Below are 21,569 nucleotides of genomic sequence, written 5' to 3'. Positions count from 1 at the left end.
CTCTTGCGTCTTACTGCCCCGGCGATGTCGTCAGCGATATCGATGCTGGTCGGGGCGATAATACAGGCGACTGGTCTGTTTCGCCCGGCAATGGAACCCGCATGCGAGCCCTGATGAAGAGCACGAACAGCACTACCAACAACAGAGCTCGGCCCCATACCCCGACCAGGACGAAGAACTCCTCGTCGTCGGCGTCGGCACCCGAAGCGAGTGCGGCGAAGTACTTGAAGACACCGATGCCCATCGACAGATCGACCAGTAGATACGCGGCGACGAGTCCCCACGGAACGCGCAGCAGCACCAGGAACGGAAGCAGCCAGAGCGTGTACTGGGGCGAATGCACTTTGTGCAGCAACATGAATCCGCACAGCATCGAGCCGCTCACCGCGACCCAGGGATAGGTGCCGACCACTTTCGCGCGACGACGGCCCAGCCACAGCGCCAGCGCGAATGCGATGAACACCAGTAGCGGTGACGCGACGTCCACCACGTTCTGGAACGATGCCTCGGCTTCGGCGTAGGCATCGGGACTCATCTGGTCGGTGATGTAGAAGTGGCGTAGGCCCCAGTACCAGATGGAGTTGGTCGTCAGATCGGCCTGCCGCAAGGACTGGAAGGTGAACGACGCGCGCCACCCTTCGTAGCCGAGGACGGCGAACGGCAGGTTCACTGCGACCGTGGTGCCGATCGCCGCGCCGGCAACCATCAGTCCGCCGCGGATGTCGTAGCGACCTCGAACGGAGTCGGGCGATTCGCGGCCGTCGATCCCGCCGGTGACCACGTAGGCGATCAGTGGCAATACGAAAGCACCGGGATAGATTTTGAGACAGAAGCCGACCGCCAACAGCACCGACGCGAGAATTGCTCTCCGCCGCAGCGGCATCGGCAGCGTCATGACGAAGATCGCGCCTACGGCCGATGCGACGACGGGTAGTTCCCAGTTGTGGAAGGCGTACATCACCAGGGGCGGGCCGATCGACCACAGCAAAGCCGACCAGCCGGCCATGCGGCCGAGCATCCAGGCGGTGAGCAGACCGAAGGGTGCCAGGATCAATGCCGAGGTCAACAGGAACTGCGCGTCGGTGTGCGCGGGGATGGCACCGAGCCACATGAGCAATCCGCTGAGAACGGGATACTCCACCGTGCCCCCGGTGAGAATGCCGTCGCTGGTGATGGCCCCGTGGATGTAGGGGAAGATGTGATTGTCGATGTCGCGACCGAGCCACAGGAATTGGATGTCGGAGTAGCAGACCGAGGAGTCCTTGATCGCGTCGAACACTGTGCTGCGACCGGAAGCATCGAACGGCGCGAGCGCGCACCGGGCCTTGTTCAGGTACCCCAGAATCAGTCCGACTGCAGCCATCGCAACGACCACGACCACCGTCGTCGGATTGGCGCGGACCCCGGATCGCATGATGCAAGACTATGACGCGCGATCTTCGGTCCGTGCGTCCGACGGGAATTAGCAGGTCAGCGCCCTGTCGTGTATCTTCGAGGGGTTGCTGACGCAACGACCCTCCTGCCACGGATAGTCCGTGGCCGTTTTCACTAGTCCACAGGAGGTGATGAGGTCTTATGCGTCATTACGAATTGATGGTCATTCTCGACCCCAATCTGGACGAGCGCACTGTCGCTCCGTCGCTCGATACGTTCCTCAACGTCGTTCGCAAGGATGGCGGCACCGTCGACAAGGTCGATGTGTGGGGCAAGCGTCGTCTGGCCTACGAAATCCTCAAGCACGCCGAGGGCATCTACGCCGTTGTGAACCTCAACGCCGAGCCTGCCACCGTCAGCGAGCTGGATCGTCAGCTCGGACTCAACGAGTCCGTGCTGCGTACGAAGGTCCTGCGACAGGGCAAGTAATTGTCGTTGCTCGCCTCTAGGCTGGCATCAACAAAGACTTACTACTGAAAGAGGAACCATGGCAGGCGAGACCGTCATCACCGTCGTCGGGAACTTGACGGCAGATCCAGAACTTCGCTTCACCCCGGCCGGTGCGGCGGTGGCCAACTTCACCGTTGCGTCCACTCCGCGCACGTTCGACCGTCAGACCAACGAATGGAAAGACGGCGACGCACTCTTCATGCGCTGCAATATCTGGCGTGAAGCTGCGGAGAACGTGGCCGAGAGTTTGACCCGCGGCTCACGAGTGATCGTGAGCGGCAGGCTCAGGCAGCGTTCGTACGAAACGCGTGAAGGTGAGAAGCGGACTGTCGTCGAGCTCGAGGTCGACGAGATCGGGCCTTCTCTGCGCTACGCCACTGCGAAGGTCAACAAGGCCAACCGCGGCGGCGGAGGTGGAGGCGGAGGCTTCAACTCCGGTTCTGGTTCCTCAGGTGGATCGGGCGGCGGCCGCTCGAACTCCAATTCCAACGCCGGTTCCGGCGGAGACGATCCCTGGGGCAGCGCCCCGGCGGCCTCGGGCTCCTTCGGCGGGCGTGGCGGAGACGAAGAGCCACCGTTCTAGATCCTTCGATCGAGAACACCCAGATGTAACGGAGAAAGCCCCATGCCCAAACCGCCATTGCGCGACAAGGTGCTCAAGAAGAAGGCGTGTTCCTTCTGCAAGGAAAAGAACGCGTCGATCGATTACAAGGACACGACGTTGCTGCGTAAGTACGTCAGCGATCGCGGAAAGATCCGTGCTCGCCGTGTCACCGGCAACTGCGTCCAGCATCAGCGTGACGTGGCCGTTGCCGTGAAGAACTCGCGTGAGGTAGCACTGCTGCCTTACGCCGCGACGGCTCGATAGAAAGGGGCGATTGGTATGAAACTGATCCTCACCGCTGATGTGGACAACCTCGGTGCGCCTGGCGACACCGTAGAGGTCAAGGACGGCTACGGCCGTAACTTCCTGCTGCCCCGCGGATTGGCCATTCAGGCCACCCGTGGAGCACAGAAGCAGGTCGACGGCATCCGCCGCGCTCAGGAAGCTCGTGCCGTTCGCGGACTCGAGCATGCCAACGAGCTCAAGCAGGCCATCGAAGGCCTCGAGGCCGTCACGCTGTCCGTGAAGACCGCAGGCGACTCGGGCAAGCTGTTCGGCTCGGTCACCGCGTCGGACGTTGCGTCTGCTCTCAAGGCTGCCGGTGGACCGGTCGTCGACAAGCGCAGCATCGATCTGCCGAAGGCACACGTCAAGAACACGGGCATGCACGACATCGTCGTGAACCTGCATCCCGACGTGACCGCCAAGTTCAAGCTGGAGGTCGTCGGAAGCTGATCTCAGCTTTCGGCCGGTACGGCTGCACAAAGCCCCACGAACCTCGGTTCGTGGGGCTTTGTCGTGTCTCGGCTCGCACCACGGAGAGCTTGTGCCCGCGCAGGGTGGGAATGCGCGGCGGAGGCGGCGCTGAGTGGGCCGGAGAACGCCGCAGACGGCCGAGCGGACTGTCCCGCGGCAGTGGAGCCCGACGTTCGAGCAGCCGCAACGAGGGGCCCGATTCCAAGGCTTCGGATCGTGGCCCCCAGCCGAAACGACGAGGTGGTCTGTTTCTGTGACCCATCCCAGTCGCTGTGACGCACGACACCTTGGAATTCACTTGGCATTTACTCAACACGCCCGAGCTGTCAATTCGGCCGACACGCCGATCCAGAATCAATGCACAGGAAGAAAACTTTATGTACACCCTTCGAGCTGGCTGAATGGTCGAAACTCCGAAAGTTATACCCAGGTTGTCCACAGGTGGTCAACACAGTTGTTCAAGCCCATACACATTTGGTCCACAGATCCATGCACAGGCAGTGTTGTGACTCCTGCCGATAGCGCTTACCGTCCGTGCAGCGTCTCTTTCGATGCCGTTCAGCGGCGATGGAGAGTACGAATCCGGTGCCGAACAGAACCTGTCGGTGCCCGGGGGTAGAACTTGCTACACCGCACGGCTGGGTGGTATTCGGCCGTGCTCATGACGATGGGGAGAGGACGGCCGGTTCGCGTGGCAGTTGTGGACGATCGAGGACAGTCCGACTACTCCGGCTCTCCTTCCAGCGAGGGCCCCGGTGAGGATTTCGGTCGCCAGCCCCCGCAGGACATGGCCGCAGAGCAGTCCGTGTTGGGCGGCATGCTTCTGAGCAAGGACGCCATCGCCGACGTGCTCGAGGTGCTTCGCCCGGGCGACTTCTATCGGCCCGCCCACCAGAACGTGTACGACGCGATTCTGGATCTCTACAGTCGCGGTGAGCCGGCCGACCCGGTGACCGTATCGGCCGAGTTGGATCGACGCGGGGAGCTCAAGCGGATCGGCGGGCCGCCGTACTTGATCACGCTGACCCAGACGACTCCGACTGCGGCCAATGCCGGGTACTACGCCGAGATCGTTGCCGAGAAGTCGATTCTGCGTCGACTCGTGCAGGCCGGCACCCGCATCGTCCAGTTCGGTTACGCCGGAGCCGACGGCCAGGACGTCGCCGAGGTCGTGGACCGCGCGCAGGCCGAGGTGTACGAGGTCACCGAGCGCCGCACCTCCGAGGACTTCCTTCCCCTCGAAGAGCTGCTGCAGCCCACGATGGACGAGATCGACTCCATCGCCAGTCGCGGCGGAATTTCCCTCGGTGTGCCGACAGGATTCGCCGAACTGGACGAGATCACCAACGGTCTTCACCCTGGTCAGATGATCATCGTGGCGGCTAGACCTGGCGTGGGTAAGTCGACCCTAAGTATGGATTTTATGCGCTCGTGCTCCATCAAGCATGGTATGCCCAGTGTCATTTTCTCTCTGGAAATGAGTCGCACCGAGATCGTCATGCGACTGCTGTCCGCCGAGGCGAAGATCAAGCTCGGTGACATGCGTTCGGGAAAGATGACCGACGACGACTGGACCAAGCTGGCTCGTCGAATGAGCGAGATCAGCGAAGCGCCGTTGTTCGTCGACGATTCTCCGAACCTGACGATGATGGAGATTCGCGCCAAGGCCCGGCGACTCAAGCAGCGCAACGGGTTGAAGCTCATTGTGGTGGACTACCTTCAGCTGATGTCGTCCGGCAAGAAGGTCGAATCGCGGCAGCAGGAAGTCTCGGACTTCTCGCGTCAGCTCAAGCTTCTGGCCAAGGAACTCGAATGCCCGGTGGTCGCGGTGTGCCAGCTCAACCGTGGCCCTGAGCAGCGAACCGACAAGAAGCCGATGGTCTCCGACCTTCGTGAGTCCGGATCATTGGAGCAGGACGCCGACATGGTGATTCTGCTGCATCGCCCCGACGCCATCGAGCGCGACGATCCCCGCGGCGGTGAGGCCGACCTGATTCTCGGCAAGCACCGTAACGGCCCGACCGCGACGATCACGGTGGCGCACCAATTGCACTTGTCGAGATTCGTGGACATGGCGCGAGGCTAGGGCGATGTTCCCGTGGGCTGAGCGTGCTCATGTGTGGACTCCGGTCGTTGCGGTTTGTCCGACCCCGATTCGACTGCCTTGACGCCACTTCCGGATCAGGTTGTCGGGCCGCGCTTGGAGTTCGCGTACATCGACGAGTCCGGTGATACCGGCATGGGCGCTGGCGGTTCAGCGACGTTCACACTCGGATGTGTCTTGATTCCAGCCGACGATTGGACGACAAGGCTGGACCACGTCATCGAAATGCGACGGGCCGTGCGCGACCTGTACCGAATTCCGATGAGACAGGAAGCGAAGGCGAACCATATCGTCGGAGTGAAGAAGGTCTACCGCGATCTCGGCCTGGGCGATGGGCAAATGCGCGACCTGTACCAGCGGCATCTGAAATCCCTGGTCACCGTGTCATCCGGAGTCTTCGCAATCTCGATTCGTAAGGACCTCGTGCAGAAGCGTGATCTCGACGTCTTCGATAGATCGTGGACGTATCTACTGGAACGACTACGTAAGCGCAGTGATGCGAGCGGCGTTCCGATAGTGATCGTCCACGACATCGGTCAGAACGACGAGGTGCGAAAGCTGGTTCGCCGGTTTCGGCGCATTACTTGGTCCGCAGTAGGCGACCGGGTCAATGCGCGCCACATCGTCGAGGATTCTGTACCCAGAGATTCGCAGCAGTCCTACTTCATACAGCTTGCGGACCTGGTTGCCTACGCTGCTTCCGTGAAAGTTCTCCCCCGCAACGGGCGAACGGCGAAGATCTGCAACGACGAGATGTGGGACCTACTTGCGCCGATTCATGTCGACAAGGTTTCGCAGCGAGGCGACGGAATCTACTTGTTTCCGCCGAAATGAAGAGGGGCCTCCTTGCGGAGGCCCCTTGACGGCTAACCTACCTCGGCCATGCGGCCGGCTCAGCTAGCATGTTCAGGACACCATGCCGGGGCCAACATAGTCAAGCAGTGAAGACGCAGGAGCACCCGACCCCGGGGTGCAGTTCAACGTGCTACGTCTGCGACATGCAAGGCTTACCGCTCGATCTTCTCGCGTCAGCTCAACCGTGGTCCGGAGCAGCGAACCGACAAAAAGCCGATCGTGTCCGACCTCCGTGAGTCCGGTTCACTGGAGCAGGACGCCGACATGGTGATTCTGCTGCACCGCCCCGACGCACTCGAGCGCGACAATCACTGTGGCGCAACAGCTTCACCTGTCCAGATTCGTGGACATGGCGCGGGGCTGAGGTGACAGCGCTGGGTCGCGTATTCTCTCTGTGAATCAACCGAGCACCTGACGCAGCATTCGACGAAAGAAATCCATGCCAGAGGACCAGAACGCAGACGTTCCACCGAATCACCTCTCGATCGATCCGCGCAGCGCCTTCTACAGCGAAGAGGTTCTTCGCCGGGACGTGGGTATTCGCTTCAACGGCGTCGAGAAGACCAGTATTCGCGAATACAACGTGACCGAGGGTTGGGTGCGTGTAGAAGTCCCTACCGCCAAGGATCGCTACGGAAATCCCATGCTCGTCAAGCTCAAGGGCACGGTCGAACCGTACTTCCGCGACGCACAATAGCGGACTTCACCCGGGGCCTATTCGACAGTGGCACCGGCCGCCACCATCGATTCGAGGGCTCGCTGATGCTCGTCCTCGGTCGATCCCGCGCAAGCGGCGGAGTGCACCGTGACGCGATAGCCCAATGAGCCTGCGCGTTCCGCGGCAATTCGAACGCCGAAATCCGTGAGGTAGCCGGTGATTGTCAAGTGCTCCACCCCGACGAGTCTCAATTGGGGGTCCAGATCGGGGTTGGACCATATGTCGCGGTCGAACTTCGTTGCGATGAGGTCTCCTGGCAGAGGTGCCATCGACGGGTGGAAGCGGGCACCGGCACCGGCCGGGTCGGAACGCAGTGGATCGGCCGCATCGCGGCTGAGATAGCGAGTACACACCACCAGAGCTCCGGCGGAGCGCTGAGATTCACGAACCGATCCGGCGCTAGCCAGTGCGCCGGGGTCATGCCCGAGCTCGATGATCCAGGGCTGAAAGTCGATCTCCAACAGTGCCGTTCGCGGCATGTCAGTATCGTGTTCCGACTGCGGCGGGCGCATCGTCGAGCGCAGTGAGATCCTCGGCGGTGAGCTGAAGCTCGAGTGCCAGTAGGTTGGCGTCGAAGTGCCCGATGTTGGTGGTGCCGGGAATGGGAATCACATGGGGACCTTGGGCGAGGACCCACGCCAATGCCACGGCGGCAGGGGTGGAATCGTGCCTCGATGCAACCGCGGACACCACCTCGACGATCGATCGGTTCTGTTCGGCCGCAGCTCCGGAGAATCGGGGAAGCGCCAACCGCATGTCGGTGGCCGGAAGTGTGGAGGTGTCGAGCGAACCGGTGAGGAATCCTCGACCCAGAGGCGAGAACGGCACGAACACCGCGTCGTTCTCACCCGTCCACTCGACGATGTTTCCGACGGGTTCACCGTCGTGTGTAGTGCCCTGCCCCAACGCGTTTCGCGTCCACAGGGATAGTTCGGACTGCACCGCAGAGACCGGATGAATACTCTGGGCCGCCCGCGCTTGCTCGACGGTGACCTCGCTGAGTCCCAGGGCGCGCACCTTGCCCGCCGCCACCAATTCGGACAGGGCTCCCCAGGAGTCCTCGATCGGTACCTGGTCGTCGACGCGGTGGAGGTAGTACAGATCGATGGTGTCCACACCGAGGTTCCGCAGGCTCGAGTCGCAGGCCCGCGTGAGGTGTTCCGGCGTACCGTTTCGCGTCAGAACAGGCGCACCGCCGTCGGCGTTCCCGATCAAGCCGGCTTTCGTGGCGATCACGGCATCCGTCCCGGCCAGAGCGCGGCCGACGACCCTCTCGTTGTGTCCGGCGGCGTAGGCGTCGCTGGTGTCGAAGAAGTCGATTCCCGAGGCGAGTGCGTGGGCCAGGATGGGTGCCCCCGCAGTGTCCGAGGAGGTATCGGCACCGGTGTATGCCCAGCTGATGCCCATGCAGCCGAGGCCGATGGCGCCTACTCTGCGATCGAGTGCCGGGACGTTACGAGTGGAAATCGACATGAATGCTCCTGTGCTCGTTGGCTGATGGGGGGACGACCGCGAGACCATCGCAGTCGAGACCCTGTGCGATCAGGTCCTCGTAGTGCGAGATTTTCGTTTCCAGAGCAGACCGCGCTTCGGCGAGACGACGTTGCTTCTCGTCGACGCGTAGCCGGTGCGCGCTCAGAATGTCGATCCGTTCCTGATGTGTGGACGCGCCCAGATTCACCAGAATCACGAATCGACGCATATCGGCCGTGGGCATCCCGGTCGATCGAAGACGAACCAGAAGTTTCACGAGTGCGACCAGTCTCGGGCTGAACGCCCGCCTACCCATCGCCGTGCGAGGAATCTCCGGTATCAGTCCCTCCCTCTCGTACCAACGCAGCGTGTCCTGCGTCAGCCCCGAGGACTCGGCCATCTCGGCAATTCCGATACTCGCGTCCTCGGTGTCGGTCGCGGCCGGCGAATGCGGTGTTGCGGTCATGGACCAGACGCTACGTCTTCGAGTGCACTCCAACGCAAGCCGAAATTCTGGCCGTGCTCTGCTCTGTCCGCTGCCGTGGAAAGTATCCTGCTCAACCTCCCGTCGAACAGCGCTGCGCTGCAGCGCGAAACAGCATGACGGCGGCGTCGTCGGTGCGCTCGGAGTCTGCCGTTGTGAAGCGATCGAGTAGTAGCCCTCTGAATCCCGCGCCCAGTGCGGTCGCATGAACAGAGGCGGTTGCCGAATCCATGCCGCAGCGCGACATCGCGTCGGCCAAGGCGTCGGTGAGGGCACGTACGTTGTCGCGTGCAAAGTCTGCGAGAACGCCGGACTTGATGGACGCAATTCCGATGACCTGCATCAGTATTCGTGAGCTGGTTGTATCGCTACCGCCGGTCATCGAGTTCCACAGCTCGACCAGTCTCCGCTCGAGGTGCTCGGAATCGGCCACATCGCCGAACATCTCGCCGAACGCCGGTCGTTGACTGATCAACGCCTGCACGATCAGGTTCTCTCGGGAGTCGAAGTAGTAGATCAACATTCGAGAGCTGGTGCCGAGCTCGGCAGCGAGCGGGCGAAGAGTCAGATCGTCGAGGCCGTGGGTGCCGATGTACTCGACAACACGGCCGAGCAGTTCGACGCGCTTGTCATGATCGAGTGGGCGAGCCATGGGTTGACTGTACCGGTCGCTACATGTACTCATGGACACTATGAGTGAATCGATCGCTACAGAAACTAGACGTCACAACGCGGTCGTCACCGGGTACGTCGCCACGACGGCCCTGGCCGACGATGCCGACACGACCTGGCAGCGCCTCCTCGACGGTCGTAGCGGAATCGGACCTCTCGCGAGGACGTTCGTGTCGGACTACGACCTGCCGGTTCGCATCGGAGGGGTCCTGCAGATGGCACTCGCAGATCATCTGACCCGCGTGGAGAGGCGGAGACTTTCCTTCGTCGAGCAGCTGGCGGTGGTGCTCGTGCGACGGCTGTGGAGTGGGTCGGGTCTGCACGGCATGGACGCGGATCGACTCGCCGTCGCAGTGGGTACCGGATTGGGCGGCGGCGATGCGCTGATCGGGGCCGTCGATGCGATGCGGGCCGGCGGATACCGCAAGGTGTCGCCGATGTCGGTGCCGATGGTGATGCCGAATGGGCCTGCGGCTCATATCGGTCTGGAGGTGGGGGCTCGGGCAGGGGTGTTCACCCCGGTGTCGGCGTGTTCGTCGGGCTCGGAGGCACTCGCTCACGCGTGGCGGTTGATCGTCACGGGTGAGGCTGATGTCGTGATCGCCGGGGGCGTCGAGGGTCACATCGATGCCGTGCCCATTGCCAGCTTCTCGATGATGCGCGCCATGAGCACCCGCAACGACGAACCGACTCGCGCGTCGAGGCCGTTCGATCGTGATCGCGACGGCTTCGTGTTCGGTGAGGCGGGAGCGCTGCTGATCATCGAGTCGGAGCGACATGCCGCAGCTCGCGGTGCGAAGATCCACGGTCGCTTGCTAGGCGCAGGCATCACCTCGGACGGGTTTCACATCGTGGCACCGGACCCCGAGGGCCGAGGGATTCGCAAGGCGATGGAAAAGGCAATCGGTACTGCAGGTTTGAGCGCGCAGAATATCGATCACGTCAACGCTCATGCCACGGCGACACCGATAGGTGACCTGTCGGAGGCCAGGGCTATTGCCGCTACCGTCGGACACGCCAGCGTCTACGCACCCAAGTCCGCGCTCGGACATTCCATCGGTGCAGTCGGGGCGTTCGAGGCCATTCTGACGATGCTGTCGATCCGTGAATCGGTAGTGCCGCCAACTCTGAACCTCGACAACCAAGACCCGGCAATCGATCTCGACATCGTCAGTTCTCGGCGGCATCAGAAGATCGACTACGCACTGAGCACGTCGATCGGATTCGGCGGGCACAACGTGGCGTTGGCGCTGGGACGGTACTGATACCACCGTGCAGACGTAGGCCCGAAGTGACATCTCGGGCGAGGGCGAGGGACCTTGTGCCCTGTCGTCGACCTGGCCGTGCCGACAGGCTTGACGCATGACTCAGACCCCGGCACCGGCCGCCGAACCGATCTCCACGCCGCCGCCCGTCCCACCGCCTCACAAGCACGTGTCCCCGCTCCTGTGGAAGGCCGGTATCCCCATACTGCTGGCCGTATCGGGATTCCTGCTCCCAACACCGGATGGAATCGATCCGCACGGTATGGCGATGCTCGGGATCTTCGTGGGCACCATCGCCGGGCTCATCTTGCAGCCTCTACCGACCGGCTCGGTTGCTCTGATCGGCCTGGCCGTCGCCATGATCACGCGCACACAAGAGCCTGCTGACGCTCTCGCCGGCTTCAGCAACTCCACCATCTGGCTGATCGTTGCGGCATTCTTCATCGCGGAAGGCTTTCTCGTCACCGGCCTCGGTGAACGCATCGCGTTGCACTTCGTGGCCAGGCTGGGACGCACGAGTCTAGGGCTCTCCTACGGAATGGCCCTCACCGATCTCGTTCTTGCCCCGGCGACGCCGTCCAACACTGCCCGAGCCGGCGGGGTCATCTATCCGATCATCGCCTCACTGAGCAAGCTCGAAAATTCACGGCCCGAGCCCGACGAGTCACGCAAACGGCTCGGCGCGTTTCTTCTGCTCACCTCGCTGCAGGTCAACGTCGTGACCTCGGCGATGTTCGTGACCGCGATGGCAGGTAACCCGTTGGCGGTGGCCGCCGCGGCCGAGTTGGGCGTTGATATTTCCTGGGCCCGCTGGGCGATTGCTGCGAGCGTGCCCGGTATCGCGAGCATCGTTGCCGTGCCATGGGTGATGTCCAAGATCTACCCACCGACGGTGAAGACGACTCCGGAGGCACCGAAGCACGCCAGGGAACGGCTCGCCGCGTCCGGTTCGACCTCACGTCCGGAAAAGATCATGGCCGCGACATTCGGCGGCTTGCTCGTACTGTGGTGTGCTGGTTCACAACTCGGTATCAACGCCACCTCGGTGGCCTTTGCCGGTGTCGCCGTGCTCCTCGTTACCAAGGTGCTCACGTGGAAGAACCTGGTCACCGACACCGGTGCCTGGCAGACACTGGTGTTCTTCGCTGTGCTCGTCGGAATGGCGTCCCAGCTACAGGCCTACGGGGTCATCGGCTGGGTCGGAGACAAGGTCTCGGGAGGCGTCGCCGGCCTGCCGTGGTTACTCGCTTTCGCGATACTCACCGTCGTCTACTTCTACGCCCACTACCTGTTCGCCTCGAACACGGCACAGATTGTCGCCATGTATGCGGTCTTCCTCGCCGCAGCGCTGGCTGCGGGCGCTCCCCCGCTCTTCGCAGCTCTGGTCCTCGGATTCATCGGAAACCTGTTCGGGGGTCTTGCGCACTACTCGTCCGGCCCGGCCGGGGTCATCTTCGGCTCCGGCTTCGTCAAGACCTCGGAATGGTTCCGCATCGGCTTCATCATGAGCGTGGTGCTCATCGCGATCTGGACCGTTATCGGTGGAGCGTGGATGAAGCTGCTCGGAATCTGGTGAGCGGCAGGGCGCTCAGTCCGGGCGCCCTCGCCACCGGGCTCTGATGGTTTCCTTGGGAACCGCAGCGATCGCGGTGAGCGGTATATCAGCGGGGCAGACGGTGGCGCATTCACCGAAGGTCGAGCAGGGACCGAACTCGGCATCCATCGAATCGGTCATCGCCAGCGCTCGCGTTCCCCGTTCGGTCTTGCCCTGGACCATCAACGACAGATGCGCGAGCTTGGAGCCGACGAACAGATGAGCCGCGCCGTTGGGGCAGGCGGCTACGCATGCACCGCAGCCGATGCAGCCACCGAACTCCAGAGCTGCTTCGGCGGTGGCGTGCGGAACCGGCCGCGAGTCTGCATCCGGGGCAGTACCCGCGGCGACCGAGATGAATCCACCGGCCTCGATCAGTCGGTCCAGGGCAGAGCGGTCGACCACCAAATCGCGCACCACGGGAAACGCGCCGGAACGCAACGGCTCCAGTGTGATTCGCGCGCCATCGGCGAAGCTGCGCAGGTGCTGGCGGCAGCTGGGGGTATTGGCCTCCGGTCCGTGCGGGCGTCCGTCGACCGTGATGCCACAGGAGCCGCAGATGCCCTCGCGGCAGTCGGAGTCGAAGACCACCGGATCGGTGCCGTCCTCGATCAGGCTCTCGTTGAGCCGGTCGAGTAGTTCCAGGAGCGACATGCCCGGCATGGCATCGGCGACGACGTACGTCTCGAACCCACCGACCGCGGCAGCGTCGGCTTGGCGCCAGATTTCGAGCGTGAGTTTCATCGGTAATCCCTCGTCTGTAGTGGCACGGCTGTGTAGGTCAGTGGTTCTGCGTGTCGGACGTGATGTCCGTCGTCGCGGGTCTCCCACGCCGACGCGAACGCCCAGTGCTCGTCGTCGCGCACCGCTTCCCCAGTGGCGCTCTGATGTTCGACGCGAAAGTGCGCGCCACAGGACTCATCTCGGTCCAAGGCATCGACGCACATGAGCTCGCCGAGCTCGAGGAAGTCGGCCACCCGTCCGGCGTGCTCGAGTTCCTGATTGAGCTCGTTGCCGTCTCCGACGATCCGCAGGTCTTCCCAGAATTGGGCCCGCAACGCTCGGATCTCGCCGATGGCGGTGGTGAGTCCTTCCGCGGAACGGCTCACCCCACAGCCTCGGTACAGGATCTCGCCGAGCTCACGGTGAAAGTGGCTGGCGCTCTGGGTACCGTCGACCGCGAGAAGTGCGTCGGTGCGGGTGCGCACCCTCCCGAGCGCGGCAGTGACGGCCGGATCGTCCTGCGGCAGTAGATCCGTACCCAACAGTGGCGCAAGGTAACTCGGGACCGAACGGGGCAGGGTGAACCAGCCGTCCACCGATGCCGAGAGCAAGGAGTTCGCGCCGAGACGGTTGGCACCGTGGTAGCCCCAGCCCGCCTCGCCGCCGACGAAGAGCCCACGGATCGACGTCATCAGGTCGTAGTCGGCCCACAGCCCGCCCATGACGAAGTGGGCCGCGGGAGCGATCCGCATCGGGGTGTCCAGTGGGTCGTCACCGGTGGCGTTGCGGTAGGTGTCGAAGATGTTGCCGTAGCGCTCCTCGAGTACTTTCCGGCCGACTGTCGCGACCGCGTCGCGGAAATCGAGATAGACGCTGTTGTGCTGCGGACCGACGCCGTGACCGGAGTCGATCTGCTCCAGTGCGGCCCGAGAGGACACGTCGCGCGGGGCAAGGTTGCCGTAGGCCGGGTACTTGCGTTCGAGGTAGTAGTCCCGCTCGGCATCGGGTACCGCGGCGGGATTTCGGTCGTCGCCGGCTTCGGCGGGGACCCAGATGCGGGCGTCGTTGCGCAGCGACTCACTCATCAGTGTGGTCTTGGACTGCCAGGGTGAGTCGACGGGCAAGGCGGTGGGGTGAAACTGCACGAACGACGGCGAGGCAACCAGCGCGCCGTGTCGATGCGCGCGCCACACGGCGGTGGCGTTGCTGTTCAGAGCCAGCGTCGAGTGGTGGTAGACGGTGCCGTATCCCCCGGTGGCCAGTACCACCGCATGACCGGTGGTGGCGGCGAGCTCTCCGGTGACCAGGTCGCGAGTGACCACGCCCTGCGCTCGGCCGTCGGCGATTATCAGGTCGAGCATTTCCTGTCGGGTGTGCACGGTGACCTTTCCCGCGGCGACCTGCCGGTGCAGTGCCTGCGAGGCAGCCACCTGCAGCTGTTGGCCCGTCTGGCCGCGGGTGTAGTAGGTCCGCGAGACCTGGACGCCTCCGAAGGAGCGGGTGGCGAGCTGGCCGCCGTACTCGCGCGCGAAGGGTGCCCCGATCGCGTCGAGATGGTCGACGACTCGGACCGACTCCTCGCCCAACCGGAAGCCCTCTGCTTCGCGGCCTCGGAAGTCTCCGCCCTTGACGGTGTCGCGGACGAATCGCTCGAGGCTGTCGCCGTCGACCTTTCGCGCGCGGGCTGCGTTGATGCCGCCTTGGGCCGCGACGCTGTGCGCGCGACGGGGGGAATCGTGGAAGGTGAACACTTCCACCCGGAAACCCAGCTCGCCGAGGGCGGCGGCGCAGGCCGACCCGGCGAGACCGGTGCCGACCACGAGGACGGTGAACTTCTTGCGGTTGGGCGGACTGACGAGATCGTGGTCGAGTTGGCGTCGCGCCCAGGCGGTTGCGGGATCGCCGTCGGGGATGTTGCCGGACACCGGGTCCCCGAGGCTACGTAAGGAATCGAGCGTCAACGGTGCTGTCGGTGGTACGAGCATGTGCGGCGTCGTGGTCATGAGACGACTCCGGTGAGGACGGCGACGGGGATCGATGCGTTGCCGACGAAGATCAACGCGGCCAGCGTGCCGCCCACTATGGTCGCGGCTCGTCTCCCGCGTTGGCCGGTGACACCGAAATCGTTGACCACACTCCACAATCCGTGCAACAGATGCAGACCCAGGACCGTCATCGCGACCAGATAGATCGAGGCGACGACGGGACGGTCGAGGCTCGCGACGAGATTTTCGTAGGCTGCGCTGGTGGATGTGGTGCCCGGGTCGAAACCCGAGCTCGCGACGGGGGTGGTGCCGGTGGTCAGGTCGAGGATGTGAATGACGATGAACAGCCCGAGCACGATGCCGGTGACCGGCATCGTGCGTGCCGAGAACGTGCGAATGCCCCAGCCGAGATTGCGACGCTTGAACGGCCCCCGAGCTTTCCTGGCGCGTAACCACAGCATGGTCCCGCATCCGATGTGGCCGAGCACGCAGAGCGCGAGTATCACCCGCAGGATCCACAGCACGCCGCTGTAGGGAAGCAGGGGTTCACCGAGAGTTCGCAGCCAGTGCCCGTAGTCGTCGTAGTGTTCCGCGCCGAGGTAGACCTTGAGGTTCCCGAGCAGATGCGCGACCACGAAGAGCGCGAACACCGTGCCGGTCGCGGCCATGACGAACTTCGCCGTCACCGAGGACAACCGGGGCACCCGGCGGTGCTCTCGGGCTGCTGAGCTCTGCGCAGTATCGCGGGTGGGGGCGGACATCTCAGGGGCCTCCGGGGATGTGGGGGGTGACGCAACCCGGGTGGCAGCGACGACCTCCTCAGTCAACGGGCACGGCGCGGTGACCGACAGGGCCTTATGTCACGTCGATACCGACCCTTGGGCTCTGCCGCGGACCCGTCCGCATCACGCAGGGTCGAGCAATGACCAACACTGTTGCTCCCGCGGCCCCGACCGTCCTCGATCTACCGGTGGGTCTGCACGAGAACGGAACTCGCACCGAAACCGACCCCATGGGGTCCGTGGAGGTCCCTGCCGACCACTACTGGGGTGCGGAGACAGCGCGCTCGTTGGTGCACTTCGCTATCGGAGGCGACCGGATGCCCGTGGCGGTCTGCCGCGCCTACGGCTCGGTGAAGAAGGCCGCCGCACTGGTGAACGCCCGGCACGGATTGCTCCCGCAGTGGAAGGCGGACCTGATGGCGCAGGTCTGCGACGAGGTCGCCAGCGGCGCGCTCGACGAGCAGTTCCCGCTCTACGTCTGGCAGACCGGCTCGGGCACGCAGTCGAACATGAACGTCAACGAGGTCGTGGCCAACAGGTGTATTCAGCTCCTCGGTGGCACGCTCGGCTCGAAGAGCCCGATACATCCCAATGACGACGTGAACCGCAGCCAGTCCTCCAACGACACGTTCCCCACTGCCATGCACCTTGCCGTGTTGGCCGCCGTCACCGATGAGCTCGGTCCCAGCGTCCGTGAACTCCACGCAGCCGTCGCCGACAAGGCGACCCAGTGGGCCGATGTGGTCAAGATCGGGCGCACCCACTTGGAGGACGCTGTTCCGCTGACCGTCGGCCAGGAATGGTCCGGCTACGCCCGTCAGCTCGACGACGGCATCGCTCGCCTGATGGCTACGCTTCCTGCGCTGCACGAGATCGCCCTGGGCGGCACCGCGGTGGGTACCGGTCTCAACGCGCCCGATGGCTTCGACGTCGACGTCGCAGCGGAACTCGCGAACATCACCGGCTACCCGTTCGTCACTGCGCCCAACAAGTTCGCGGCTCTCGGCGGACTCGACGCGGTGGTGGCAGCCTCCGCGGGATTGCGGGCACTCGCGGTACCACTGATGAAGATCGCCAACGACATTCGCTGGGCCGCGTCCGGACCGCGATGCGGAATCGGCGAGCTGATCCTGCCGGCCAACGAACCGGGCAGCTCGATCATGCCGGGCAAGGTCAACCCCACCCAGTGCGAGTCGGTGGTGATGGTCTGCATTCAGGTGCTCGCCGACGACACGGCCGTGGCATTTGCCGGCTCACAGGGAAACTTCGAGCTGAACACCATGCGTCCGATCGTGATTCAGAACGTGCTGCACTCGGCTCGGATGCTCACCGATGTGTGCCGATTGTTCCGCGAGTACTGCATCGAGGGCATCACGCTGAACCGTGATCGCATCGACGAGGGTGTCGAACGTTCCCTCATGCTCGTGACCGCGCTGTCTCCGGCCATCGGCTACGACGCAGCGTCGCTGGTGGCTCAGCAGGCATCCCGCGACGGCACCACCCTGCGAGAAGCGGCCCTCGAGCAACGCGTCGTGACCGCGGAGGACTTCGATCGACTCGTCGATCCACGAGCGATGACCGGGACGACCACCTGATCTGATCGTTCAGCCCGGGGATACGGTGCATCGGTGACTGTTCATCGTGTGCAGGTCCAGGGCGGCACCCTTGCTGTCGAGGAATTATCGGGCACCAGCGAGCCGGTGCTCGTGGTGCACGGAGTGTCCAGTCAGCGCGCACTGTGGACGCGGCTTCACGCCGGAGCTCCCGATCTGACTCTCGTTGCCCCCGACCTGCGGGGTCGCGGCGACAGCGTAGACGTCGCAGGTCCGTCGTCGATGGCCCAGCATGCGCAGGATCTGGTCGCTGTACTCGATCACCTGGGGCTCGATCGCGTTCATGTGTACGGAATGTCGATGGGCGGTTTCGTCTCCGTCGAACTGGCGGCACGGTATCCGGATCGAGTGCGATCGCTCACCCTCGTCGACGGCGGTGTTCCTGCGGTTCCCCCGAACGGGTTGACGCGTGAGACGGTGTCCGCTGTGTTCGCCGACAAGGTCGAGAGATCGAGACAGACGCGGGCATCTGTCGACGAGTACGTGGACTTCGTCGTCTCGAGCAGTGCCCCGCTGCTCGATCGTTCGGATCCACTACTGCACATCTATGCCGCTCACGACCTGCACGAGGGTGTCGTTCGCCTCGACGGAAACACCGTGGTCTCCGACGCCGAGGATGTCTTCTTCGGAATCTCGAACTTCGCAGACGTACGGGCCCCGATCAGTCTGCTTTACGCTCAGTGGAGCGTGGGTGCCGACAGCGCGCCGATGTACACCGCGGAGTATCTGAGCCAGTACACATTCGAGCCGTCGACTCGGCTGGACGGTCACGACCACGCGGCCATGATCATGACTGGGTCCGGGGCTGCGGCCACGGCAAAGGTTTTGCGAGCAGCGATATCTCAGCCAAGCTCTCGGTAGAGCACGTTTGTCGGGCGCATTGGCCGCGAGTTGCCTCGACTCGAGTCAAGCGAGATCGAGTTCGTAGTAGAGAGCCATCGGTCCCTCGCCATGTCCTTCGTGGCAGTCGAAGCCGCGCTTTTCGTACACGTGCCGGGCCGCTTCGTCGTCCTCCGAGGTGTTGAGATCCAGGTAGGTGGCTCCTCGGGTTCTGACGTGGTCGATCACATCATCGAGAAAAGTTGTCCCATAGCCCTTCCCGCGCAAGCCGGGCTTGATATAGAACTCGGCGAGATAGGACTCGAGATCGGCAGTCCACGTTCCCGTCCGAAAGCGTAGAACTGCGACACCGATGGCAGGAGTGCCGAATGTCAGCACGCTGGTGTCGCCGGATTCGACCAACCTGCTCAGGTGCTGTGCAAGGAAATCCGGATCCGGTGCCGGGTAGTCGTATTCGCGATGGAAGTCGACCAACATAGTTGCGGCCTCGACGAAGCCGTCGGAATCCCGGATGTCACGTGTGTCGGTGGCCTGTGTCATCGAGAAATCTTTCTAATGTCAATTGTCAGGTTGGACAAGTCTTTTCGCATCGAGCAAGCCAAGGCCTGGATGCATCTCTCTCAGCGAGCGGATGGCCTGGACGGTTCTGCCGGATTCTTCGACGACCGCGTCGACGTCCGCAGCAGGCACAGTCTCTGGCCCGATCTTCTCGGGAATTTGCGAGGACCGGCCAGAACGGTGCCAAAGCCAGGGGGCGGCTACTGCCAACAATGCCAGCTTGGACCAGTTCCAGATGGACGGCTCGGACACGATATCGGAAATCACAATGAACGCGATACACGTCAGCCAGATACCGAGCAGGTATCGAGTCCAGGGGCGTTCGCGGGCCTTCACGAGTTCCATGGTGTCACCACCGCTTGATCAGGACAATGCGTCAGCGTCGCAATTCGGTATCGAGTTGGGTCAGGAGCGCGCCGTAACGCGTGCGCCCGCCGGTCGGTTCCGGAAACCGGCGCAGGATCGTGCATACGGTTGTGTCGGCCTGGGTGTGAATCCAGTCGATTTGCTCTGCAACGGCTTCGGGCTGGGCGAGCAGCAGATGCACGGCAGAGCCGAGAATGTGTTTGACCTGATGCGGGCTGTACAGCGGGTGGAGAAAGGCGGCACCGGCGGCGTGCATGGCGGCGAGGGCGGCGTCGGTCGCCGCTGATGCCGGCACCTCGCGGGCGGCTTTGTGCGCGTCCCAGGCACGTTGGCGAAGCGCTGCCGTTCGGCCGCCCGTCGCAGCGAACTCCTCGGCCCCGTCGATCGCCGAGCGTGGACGGAGATCCGACTGGTGCAGTTCCTCGAACACTGGCAAAATCCGGCGGGCGCAGGCAGCTGCGAAAGCCGCCACGCGCTGAACGTCAGCCAGGCTGAGTTCTACTTTCTCCGGTTCGGCCACCTCAGACCTGCTTGCGCGTCAACACGAAACCGAACCTGCCCAGCACTGCCCCGGTCAGGGCACCTACCGACGCGCTTGCAATGGGGACCAAATACAGCCACAGCGTGGACAGGCCTTGTGTCCGTCGGTCGAACGATCTGTTCATCGAATCAACAAATTCGTCGCTCGTCCTTACACCGTCCCAGGCTATTGCCCGCGTCATCCGTCGTAGACCTCTGTAGTGATGCAGAAGGGGTGTCCGGCGGGGTCGAGGAGTACTCGCCACCGGGGGTCGGGCTGCTCCGCCGCTTCGGTGGCCCCGCATTCGACTGCGTAGGCGACGGATTCGACGAGGCTCCCTCCTGCGTTCAGGTCGAAGTGCACGATCGACGTCGAAGGCCACACGGGCGCAATGTAGTTCGCTACTTTTTGCGCAACGATGTTCATGCCTGCGTGCGTCCGAATTCCAGAACTTTCGGGGTTCTCCCACAACAACTCTCCGCCGAGAAGTGCGAGGTAGAAGCGCGCAAGCTCCGCCGGCTCGGCACAGTCGAGGGATGTTCCCGCTACGTCGAGGTGTGTGGGCGACATGTCACGAGAATACGGTAGCCCCCAGCGTGGCGAGGATGATCACCAGAGCCGCCAGCAGAAGCCAGCCCTCCCAGGTGTGTGGGCTGATTCCCCAGCCGTAGCGTTTCGCGCCGAACCACGTTCGGGGTGGATTGAAAGCCATCGCGCCGTCCTGACTTGTCGGAGTCGCCTTCACCCTACGAAATACCGGAACCATTCGCAATAGTAACGGTTTGGGCACTGCTGGCGCGGTGAGTGTCCGCAATTCTTCTCCAGGATCGGGGAAAGCGTCTCGGAGGCGAAAGAGTGGACACTGAGCGCACCACCCGCCAGCTCGAAGCCCTTGACCTCGAGTGCACTCGAGGTTGCAGGCTTGCGTCATGCAGATGACATACGACGAGTTGCCTCAACTCATGACGCTGATGACCGGCGACGAGAAGCACAGCGTCAGCGCCACTTCCACGCTCGACGTGCTGTGGGTGCTGTACTCGGAAATACTTCGTCTCGACGTGGCCGATCCCGAGGACCCCGATCGCGACCGGTTCTACCTTTCCAAGGGGCACGGCCCGATGGCGTACTACGCGGTGCTCGCTGCACGGGGATTCTTGACGCGCAACGAGCTCGAATCGTTCGGCAGCTACGACTCGAACCTGGGCAGTCATCCGGACCGGACGTTGGTGCGCGGCGCCGACATCGGATCGGGATCGCTCGGTCACGGCTTGGCGCTGGCCGCCGGAACTGCTGTGGCGCTGCAGATCCGGCGGAGCGATGCCCGAGTATTCGTACTGATCGGCGATGCCGAGCTCGACGAGGGAAGCGACATGGAAGCCATTCAATTCGCCGGGCGATCCAACTTGGGCAACCTGACTGCAGTGGTGATCGACAACGACTCTGCCGGGCTGGGTTGGCCCGGCGGCATCGCATCGCGGTTCGCCGTGGAGGGGTGGGCAACCTCCGACGTCGATGGCCGTGACCACGATGCGCTCAGTCGGGCCTTTCGAGCCGAACACAACAACCATCCGCTTGTCGTCGTCGCCCACGTCGAGAAGAAGGGGAGCTGATGAACGGGACCACGGATCAACGCGAACATTTCTATCGACTGGTGCCCGAGCTGCTGGCGCAGGACGAGCGAATCGTGCTGGTGCTGGCCGAGATCGGCGCTGCCTATCTCGAACCGCACCTCACTCCTGACATCCGATCGCGTGTGGTCAACGTGGGGATTCG

The 21,569-nt window shown here is 63.4% G+C and carries 26 protein-coding genes and 1 pseudogene; 13 read left to right on the top strand and 14 right to left on the bottom strand.

What is annotated here, in order from left to right; translation table 11 throughout:
- Positions 1-10: 10 nt before the first annotated feature.
- Positions 11-1,414 carry a putative membrane protein gene (locus RHODMAR_RS03650; protein WP_008711387.1) on the bottom strand — a complete coding sequence of 468 codons (1,404 nt, stop codon included), beginning with the start codon at positions 1,412-1,414 and terminating at the stop codon, positions 11-13.
- Positions 1,415-1,575: 161 nt separating this feature from the next.
- Between RHODMAR_RS03650 and rpsF the strand changes: the two genes are divergently transcribed.
- The 8 genes and pseudogenes from rpsF (at position 1,576) to RHODMAR_RS03615 (ending at position 6,900) form a co-directional block, all read left to right on the top strand.
- Positions 1,576-1,863: a 30S ribosomal protein S6 gene (gene rpsF / locus RHODMAR_RS03645; RefSeq protein WP_008711385.1), complete on the top strand. Its 288-nt coding sequence runs from the start codon at positions 1,576-1,578 to the stop codon at positions 1,861-1,863.
- A gap of 58 nt (positions 1,864-1,921) precedes the next feature.
- Positions 1,922-2,467 carry a single-stranded DNA-binding protein gene (locus RHODMAR_RS03640; RefSeq protein WP_008711383.1) on the top strand — a complete coding sequence of 182 codons (546 nt, stop codon included), beginning with the start codon at positions 1,922-1,924 and terminating at the stop codon, positions 2,465-2,467.
- 42 nt (positions 2,468-2,509) lie between these two features.
- A complete protein-coding gene (gene rpsR, locus RHODMAR_RS03635) occupies positions 2,510-2,752 on the top strand; it encodes a 30S ribosomal protein S18 (RefSeq protein ID WP_008711381.1) in 243 nt (80 codons plus the stop codon).
- Between the two features lie 15 nt (positions 2,753-2,767).
- Positions 2,768-3,223: a 50S ribosomal protein L9 gene (gene rplI, locus RHODMAR_RS03630; RefSeq protein ID WP_008711378.1), complete on the top strand. Its 456-nt coding sequence runs from the start codon at positions 2,768-2,770 to the stop codon at positions 3,221-3,223.
- A 721-nt stretch (positions 3,224-3,944) separates the two neighbouring features.
- A complete protein-coding gene (gene dnaB / locus RHODMAR_RS03625; RefSeq protein ID WP_332307745.1) occupies positions 3,945-5,330 on the top strand; it encodes a replicative DNA helicase in 1,386 nt (461 codons plus the stop codon).
- A gap of 33 nt (positions 5,331-5,363) precedes the next feature.
- Positions 5,364-6,182, top strand: a complete 819-nt coding sequence (locus RHODMAR_RS03620) for a DUF3800 domain-containing protein (RefSeq protein ID WP_008711373.1) — start codon at positions 5,364-5,366, stop codon at positions 6,180-6,182.
- A gap of 195 nt (positions 6,183-6,377) precedes the next feature.
- Positions 6,378-6,567 (top strand): annotated as a pseudogene (locus RHODMAR_RS27400) (DnaB-like helicase C-terminal domain-containing protein); the annotation flags it as partial.
- A gap of 75 nt (positions 6,568-6,642) precedes the next feature.
- Positions 6,643-6,900, top strand: coding sequence for a DUF3297 family protein (locus RHODMAR_RS03615; RefSeq protein WP_008711371.1), 258 nt, complete (start codon positions 6,643-6,645; stop codon positions 6,898-6,900).
- A 17-nt stretch (positions 6,901-6,917) separates the two neighbouring features.
- Here the strand turns inward: RHODMAR_RS03615 and RHODMAR_RS03610 are convergent, their stop codons facing one another.
- The 4 genes from RHODMAR_RS03610 to RHODMAR_RS03595 all read right to left on the bottom strand — a co-directional run bounded on the left by RHODMAR_RS03610 (position 6,918) and on the right by RHODMAR_RS03595 (position 9,530).
- Positions 6,918-7,400 carry a cysteine hydrolase family protein gene (locus RHODMAR_RS03610; protein ID WP_008711370.1) on the bottom strand — a complete coding sequence of 161 codons (483 nt, stop codon included), beginning with the start codon at positions 7,398-7,400 and terminating at the stop codon, positions 6,918-6,920.
- Position 7,401: 1 nt separating this feature from the next.
- Positions 7,402-8,394, bottom strand: coding sequence for an aldo/keto reductase (locus RHODMAR_RS03605; RefSeq protein WP_008711369.1), 993 nt, complete (start codon positions 8,392-8,394; stop codon positions 7,402-7,404).
- Complete coding sequence (locus RHODMAR_RS03600; RefSeq protein ID WP_008711367.1) at positions 8,375-8,860, bottom strand: MerR family transcriptional regulator; 486 nt, start codon at positions 8,858-8,860, stop codon at positions 8,375-8,377. The genes RHODMAR_RS03605 and RHODMAR_RS03600 overlap by 20 nt, the downstream gene beginning before the upstream one ends.
- A 91-nt stretch (positions 8,861-8,951) precedes the next feature.
- Entirely contained in the window at positions 8,952-9,530 is a 579-nt protein-coding gene (locus RHODMAR_RS03595) for a TetR family transcriptional regulator (RefSeq protein ID WP_008711366.1), read from the bottom strand.
- Between the two features lie 40 nt (positions 9,531-9,570).
- Between RHODMAR_RS03595 and RHODMAR_RS03590 the strand changes: the two genes are divergently transcribed.
- Together RHODMAR_RS03590 and RHODMAR_RS03585 are read left to right on the top strand one after the other, a co-directional pair.
- The gene (locus RHODMAR_RS03590) at positions 9,571-10,815 is read left to right on the top strand and encodes a KasA/KasB family beta-ketoacyl-ACP synthase (RefSeq protein WP_051047756.1); all 1,245 of its coding nucleotides are present in this window, start codon (positions 9,571-9,573) and stop codon (positions 10,813-10,815) included.
- 97 nt (positions 10,816-10,912) lie between these two features.
- On the top strand, positions 10,913-12,391 hold the full coding sequence (locus tag RHODMAR_RS03585; protein ID WP_008711362.1) for a DASS family sodium-coupled anion symporter: 1,479 nt from the start codon (positions 10,913-10,915) through the stop codon (positions 12,389-12,391).
- 12 nt (positions 12,392-12,403) lie between these two features.
- Here the strand turns inward: RHODMAR_RS03585 and RHODMAR_RS03580 are convergent, their stop codons facing one another.
- The 3 genes from RHODMAR_RS03580 to RHODMAR_RS03570 are packed head-to-tail and all read right to left on the bottom strand — an operon-like array spanning position 12,404 to position 15,878.
- The gene (locus tag RHODMAR_RS03580; protein ID WP_008711360.1) at positions 12,404-13,153 is read right to left on the bottom strand and encodes a succinate dehydrogenase/fumarate reductase iron-sulfur subunit; all 750 of its coding nucleotides are present in this window, start codon (positions 13,151-13,153) and stop codon (positions 12,404-12,406) included.
- Entirely contained in the window at positions 13,150-15,135 is a 1,986-nt protein-coding gene (locus tag RHODMAR_RS03575) for a fumarate reductase/succinate dehydrogenase flavoprotein subunit (protein WP_008711358.1), read from the bottom strand. Before RHODMAR_RS03575 ends, RHODMAR_RS03580 begins: the two co-directional genes overlap by 4 nt.
- A complete protein-coding gene (locus RHODMAR_RS03570; RefSeq protein WP_008711357.1) occupies positions 15,132-15,878 on the bottom strand; it encodes a succinate dehydrogenase cytochrome b subunit in 747 nt (248 codons plus the stop codon). Before RHODMAR_RS03570 ends, RHODMAR_RS03575 begins: the two co-directional genes overlap by 4 nt.
- A gap of 161 nt (positions 15,879-16,039) precedes the next feature.
- Between RHODMAR_RS03570 and fumC the strand changes: the two genes are divergently transcribed.
- Positions 16,040-17,494 carry a class II fumarate hydratase gene (gene fumC / locus RHODMAR_RS03565; protein ID WP_008711355.1) on the top strand — a complete coding sequence of 485 codons (1,455 nt, stop codon included), beginning with the start codon at positions 16,040-16,042 and terminating at the stop codon, positions 17,492-17,494.
- Between the two features lie 33 nt (positions 17,495-17,527).
- Entirely contained in the window at positions 17,528-18,373 is an 846-nt protein-coding gene (locus RHODMAR_RS03560; RefSeq protein WP_008711353.1) for an alpha/beta fold hydrolase, read from the top strand.
- 45 nt (positions 18,374-18,418) lie between these two features.
- On the opposite strand, the gene RHODMAR_RS03555 is transcribed toward RHODMAR_RS03560, so the two are convergent.
- The 6 genes from RHODMAR_RS03555 to RHODMAR_RS28605 are packed head-to-tail and all read right to left on the bottom strand — an operon-like array spanning position 18,419 to position 20,508.
- Positions 18,419-18,892 (bottom strand): GNAT family N-acetyltransferase, encoded by a 474-nt coding sequence (locus tag RHODMAR_RS03555; RefSeq protein ID WP_008711351.1) that lies wholly within the window; start codon positions 18,890-18,892, stop codon positions 18,419-18,421.
- Between the two features lie 18 nt (positions 18,893-18,910).
- Positions 18,911-19,246 (bottom strand): hypothetical protein, encoded by a 336-nt coding sequence (locus RHODMAR_RS03550; protein WP_157225972.1) that lies wholly within the window; start codon positions 19,244-19,246, stop codon positions 18,911-18,913.
- Positions 19,247-19,286: 40 nt separating this feature from the next.
- Entirely contained in the window at positions 19,287-19,796 is a 510-nt protein-coding gene (locus RHODMAR_RS03545; protein ID WP_008711348.1) for a putative immunity protein, read from the bottom strand.
- A 1-nt stretch (position 19,797) separates the two neighbouring features.
- Positions 19,798-19,941 (bottom strand): hypothetical protein, encoded by a 144-nt coding sequence (locus tag RHODMAR_RS28105; RefSeq protein WP_157225971.1) that lies wholly within the window; start codon positions 19,939-19,941, stop codon positions 19,798-19,800.
- Positions 19,942-19,994: 53 nt separating this feature from the next.
- Entirely contained in the window at positions 19,995-20,366 is a 372-nt protein-coding gene (locus RHODMAR_RS03540) for a VOC family protein (RefSeq protein ID WP_008711347.1), read from the bottom strand.
- Position 20,367: 1 nt separating this feature from the next.
- Positions 20,368-20,508, bottom strand: coding sequence for a hypothetical protein (locus tag RHODMAR_RS28605; protein WP_198289389.1), 141 nt, complete (start codon positions 20,506-20,508; stop codon positions 20,368-20,370).
- 217 nt (positions 20,509-20,725) lie between these two features.
- Between RHODMAR_RS28605 and RHODMAR_RS03535 the strand changes: the two genes are divergently transcribed.
- Positions 20,726-21,406 (top strand): thiamine pyrophosphate-dependent enzyme, encoded by a 681-nt coding sequence (locus RHODMAR_RS03535; protein ID WP_008711345.1) that lies wholly within the window; start codon positions 20,726-20,728, stop codon positions 21,404-21,406.
- Positions 21,407-21,569: the final 163 nt, after the last annotated feature.

Source organism: Rhodococcus sp. AW25M09, from assembly GCF_000333955.1.
Classification (GTDB): Bacteria; Actinomycetota; Actinomycetes; order Mycobacteriales; family Mycobacteriaceae; genus Rhodococcoides.
This window is presented reverse-complemented; position numbering and strand designations above follow the sequence as displayed.